Annotated in this window: 4 protein-coding genes; 2 read left to right on the top strand and 2 right to left on the bottom strand. The window is 42.0% G+C overall.

Annotated elements, in window-relative coordinates; all coding sequences use genetic code 11:
- Positions 1 to 928: 928 nt before the first annotated feature.
- Positions 929 to 1,342 carry a transposase family protein gene (locus ABFQ95_07755; GenBank protein ID MEN8237415.1) on the top strand — a complete coding sequence of 138 codons (414 nt, stop codon included), beginning with the start codon at positions 929 to 931 and terminating at the stop codon, positions 1,340 to 1,342.
- A 442-nt stretch (positions 1,343 to 1,784) separates the two neighbouring features.
- Positions 1,785 to 2,000, top strand: coding sequence for a hypothetical protein (locus ABFQ95_07750; protein ID MEN8237414.1), 216 nt, complete (start codon positions 1,785 to 1,787; stop codon positions 1,998 to 2,000).
- A gap of 448 nt (positions 2,001 to 2,448) precedes the next feature.
- On the opposite strand, the gene ABFQ95_07745 is transcribed toward ABFQ95_07750, so the two are convergent.
- Together ABFQ95_07745 and ABFQ95_07740 are read right to left on the bottom strand one after the other, a co-directional pair.
- The gene (locus ABFQ95_07745; GenBank protein MEN8237413.1) at positions 2,449 to 3,156 is read right to left on the bottom strand and encodes a hypothetical protein; all 708 of its coding nucleotides are present in this window, start codon (positions 3,154 to 3,156) and stop codon (positions 2,449 to 2,451) included.
- On the bottom strand, positions 3,149 to 4,204 hold the full coding sequence (locus tag ABFQ95_07740) for a hypothetical protein (protein MEN8237412.1): 1,056 nt from the start codon (positions 4,202 to 4,204) through the stop codon (positions 3,149 to 3,151). The genes ABFQ95_07745 and ABFQ95_07740 overlap by 8 nt, the downstream gene beginning before the upstream one ends.
- Positions 4,205 to 4,460 lie beyond the last annotated feature (256 nt).

Below are 4,460 nucleotides of genomic sequence, written 5' to 3'. Positions count from 1 at the left end.
ATTCGTCGCTGAATGATCCCTCTATGCGAGGGCGTGAGGTTACATTTTAGATTTAATCAGGCCTCAAAGCCTTTCTCCGCGTAGCGGCTTCGTCCAACTTATGATTTAGCGGGGCTGTGTTTTGATGTGGACCGTTCCCAAGCCTGTCGTTGGGTAGAGGAGTTATTACCGATTTTGAGAAAGGTCTTAGCGCGTGAGCGGGTACTGCCCTTAAGAGGGAGCCTCAGTAATGATGAAATTTCATATCTATTTCAAGATATTACAGAGCTATACCTGGATGGCACAGAACGGCCTGTGCAAAGGCCCGTGGAGCATGAGCAACAGAAAGCGTGTTATTCGGGGAAGAAAAAGCGTCATACCAGAAAGCATCTTACCCAAATTCAGGGTCGTTTTTACCCCCTACATCTGAGTTAACAGCTTTTTATTGATAGCGCTAAGTGTTTTTTCCTTGGTTGTTGTTAACTGCAACTACTCGTTGAGGATTGCTCTAGCCCATTTGTAGGTGGGTATCATACCCCTTACACATAATCACTCAACGCTTTTATTGTTAATTCAAGAAATACAAAAATATTCATGTTTTCAGTAAGATGAACTCGTTATCGTTGATAATCAGTTTCGTAGAGAATAAAATTTAGGTGGAATTTGGGTTTACCATCAGCCCCTTTCCCAAGATAACGAATATGATGTGTCACAACTTTTCAGTTAACTCTTTTCGTTTCAATTTCGAAGAGAGGAATTTTGCTCTTTCTTTTCGAACGTTTGATTTTGCTCACATGTAGGGGTTATTTTACCCCTTACAAACAATCATTTAACGTATTTATTTTCACCTCAAGAAATATAAAAACATTCATTTTTTCAATAAGATATAATCGTTATCATTGAAGCTCAATTTTGTAGGGGGTAAAAATGACCCTGAGTTTGGGATCTTATTCTCAATGATGAACGTAAGAGGGTGTTAATACTGATCGGAACTTATGAAGGGAAAAAACACGATTATGCGATATTCATATGTTCTGGATTAGCCCAACTCATTCCTGTTGAGTGTAATGTTTTTGTAGATTTAGGGTTTCAGGGAATCGAGACAGATTACCCAGAGTTAAGCGTGTTGATGCCTATAAAAAAACCAAAAGGCGGTACGCTAAGTCAGGTTGAGAAGAAAATTAACCACCTCATTGCGCAATTACGAGTGCTTTCTGAAAACACAATTGCGGGAATCAAACGATTGAAGTGTGTCACTGATATTTTTCGCAATAAACGCCCTGCTATGGCTGATACATTTATGGAGTTAGCTTGTGGCCTCTGGAACTTCCATATAGAAATTTGTGATAAATCATTAGCATAGATGATATTTCTTATTTCGCAACAACTCTACTATATTGCTTGAGGCGATGAGATCAATTGGGTGCGGGAGACGGGTTACACCTAGGGCGTCTAAAAACGCCCATTTTGGGCCAAATTTGTTACCCACAATTTGAACCTGTATTTTTTCATTTGCCGAGAGAAGTCCCAATAACTGGTGAGAAATACTGAAATATTGGCTTTGCAGGCGGTTCAAAAAGCGGTCAAAAACACATGTAACTCATTGATAAGACAGCTATTATAGAAAATAACGTGGACCTGGATTTGTGGTCTGATTGGGAATGAATTCTGTCCCGTTTGCACGCATCCAGTATCGACTACTAGATAAGTAAATGAACTTCATTTGTATTTGCATGTGATTGATTTGTATGGGTGATTTCGATTGTTATGGGGGCACTTACTTTTCTGGTATTGGTTGAGGATTGATGTATGAGCCACGTGGGTTGGATGGCGATGTGCGCCTTCTTCTACCCTCATCAAGTTCATTTTTCGGTCATGAGATTTTTGAGGATTTAGACGCCCTAGGTTACACCCGTACAGATTTATGCCCAGGCTTATTGTCGTATATCAAGCTACCTGCAGACTATGGCGAACAAAGGTTACAATCCTCTTATCGCTATTCAGTTGGCTCTTGCGGGTGATGCTGGCTCAATGGGGAGTAAGAGGGTGTGAGTAGTTACGACTTTACTTCGTTTTTTTCAGCATCAGCAATTGCCAAAATTGACGCCCTATGCGCTTTGTGTGCATCAAGACTACTCCAAGCTTACTCCCCCCCAATAAAGCCACTCTAATGTGGATGTGTATCCGCCTAGCGAGTTTGCTCCACCCCGCTGGCAGTCGCCTTTCCTCACTCTTCAGTGCCAATAGTTGGAATGCTACACTAAGCTCGTATTGTGATCCTATGTTTTTGAGATCACGGTAAGCAAACACATGACCTTGACGACGCAATACAGCAAGAAGCATGAGATTCCGAAATCGTTCCACCTCTTTTTGAAATTCCACGTCACTAGACCCCGCGGCCTTGGGTCCTGGTCGCGTTGAAAACTGTGCAACTTTTAATTCCTTACGCTTCACTAGCAGGGAGACTAATTAGTATCTTTTAGGGTAGAAGTAAGTATCAATAACGTGCATCCTCTCGGCTACAAAATCGGCACTTAAACTCGGGGCTTTGGAGGAGGCATCAACGTGGAATCTGCAGCGAACCTTTTGCGACTCACTCCATTGAAAGATTTGCTCAGCATACCGTCGGAATTCCATCATGGTCACAGTTCCTTTACCAACTAATGCCTTCGCCCCTGGTACTTTATCTACAGCCAAATCCCCCCCTTCATCCCAACGCTGAGTCACATTAAGCATTCCATCACTGCGGATGTGGATTGCAAACAAATTGCCACTAGTCACAGTGCAGCGAGGATAACCAGTCCCACAACCGCGCATTAAACTCGACAGTTTCTTTTGCTGCACGTCCACAAGCTTCCAACAACTGTATTCACTGCTTTGCAGATGTACGTCGGACCTTTTCCCGAGTAGATGGTTGACAAAATCATTCAGTTGGATGATTTCAGTCTTTAAATCTTTAATTCGTTTCTTTCGCTGTTTGTTCTCCATTTTCTCCTTGTTGAACAATTCCTCTAGTTCTTCTGCCTTTTTCTCGGCAACCGTTACCCCAATCTGTGCCTCAAGATCTGAGTAAAAAGAGAACGCCATTGCAACGAATAACATCATCAAGAGTATCTCTGCCACGCTAAGGCTGAACACATCAGACTTCTCGCTGGGAGGGAATGTGCCTCTAATCATATGTGGATTCCTTGAGGCTATCACTAAGGAGATCGTTGACAAGCTGAATGCTTTCCTTCATTGCACCCTCATAGTACACCACATTATCATTGAGCTTCTTGACAGCACTAGTAAGCAGGTGTGACACACCTACAAGCCGATCATATGCCTCCACATCATTTCCGGCATTTTTTATTTGAACAATTGTGGTTGTAAGATTGCTTTTCAGTTTTTCAAAATCCTTTGTAACATTCTTTACGTTAGTATGAATTTTATCGAAATTTTGCGCCACCAACTGATAAGATTCCATATGTTTATCCGATTCCTTAGAAATTATTTCAAAGCACTCTATCAGCGTACGCATCTCGCTCACCATTTTCGATAAGGAATGGGTCTGTTCACCAACAGTCGATGTATAAGATGCTTGCGTCTTCAATAACTCCCCTGAAACAGATCTGACTTCTTCCAGTACTATTTTACGGATCTGTGCTAGAACATTTTCACTCTCTTCACACAGAGACTTCCGAGTCCGAGCTAAGTCGTTAGCAGCTTCACTGAGTTCCTTGTTCATTTTTGCAATGCCGGTGGCGATGGACTCCCTCGCTTCGATCTCTTGATCCGATAAGGTTACCTGCGATTGAATCAAAAATAACCGGAAAGTGATTCCTAAAACTGTGGTTAATAGCGCTATGCCAAATTGCGTGATGATAATGTCGGCTGATAGCTCCCCGCTAATCTTACCCCATGGTACAAAAGCGATGAACAGTGCCCATAAGGTAAAAAGGAATCCCATATAGTAGACACCGTCAGCGAGTTTTCCTGTGTTAAGTACCTTCTTGCTGAGAAAGAGGCCAATCAGGAAATAGAAGACAACACAAAGTGGTGGAAACCACCATTGGTGGAGCATTGCCCCAACCAGCCCAACGAAAACAACCACGAAGAATAGTAAAGAAAGCTGTCTTTGAACCTTGTTGGAGTTTGAGATATCCTCGTCTACGATAGCAGTCTTCTGATTTTGTGCTCCTGAGTTGTTACTCGCTTGCTCCACACGATCTTTTTGCTCTACCATTTCAAGCTCCTCATTCCGCGTCCCCACAATCATGATAGGTGCTATGCTTGTATCTTCTGCACAAAGCAGATATTACCGCCGTAGACTTGGAAAAAAATTTGTAGCGAATGCACATAACATTATGATATGTATGAAATATTATTATCCATCATGGTCGGGTCTGCGATCTGGCTCAAGTCTTCTTTACTGAAAGATCGTCAATGTATGCGACTACACTTTTACCAGAAAATTATAAAACAGTTTAAAATTAAAATTT

Source organism: Pseudomonadota bacterium, from assembly GCA_039714795.1.
Classification (GTDB): Bacteria; Pseudomonadota; Alphaproteobacteria; order JAGOMX01; family JAGOMX01; genus JBDLIP01.
This window is presented reverse-complemented; position numbering and strand designations above follow the sequence as displayed.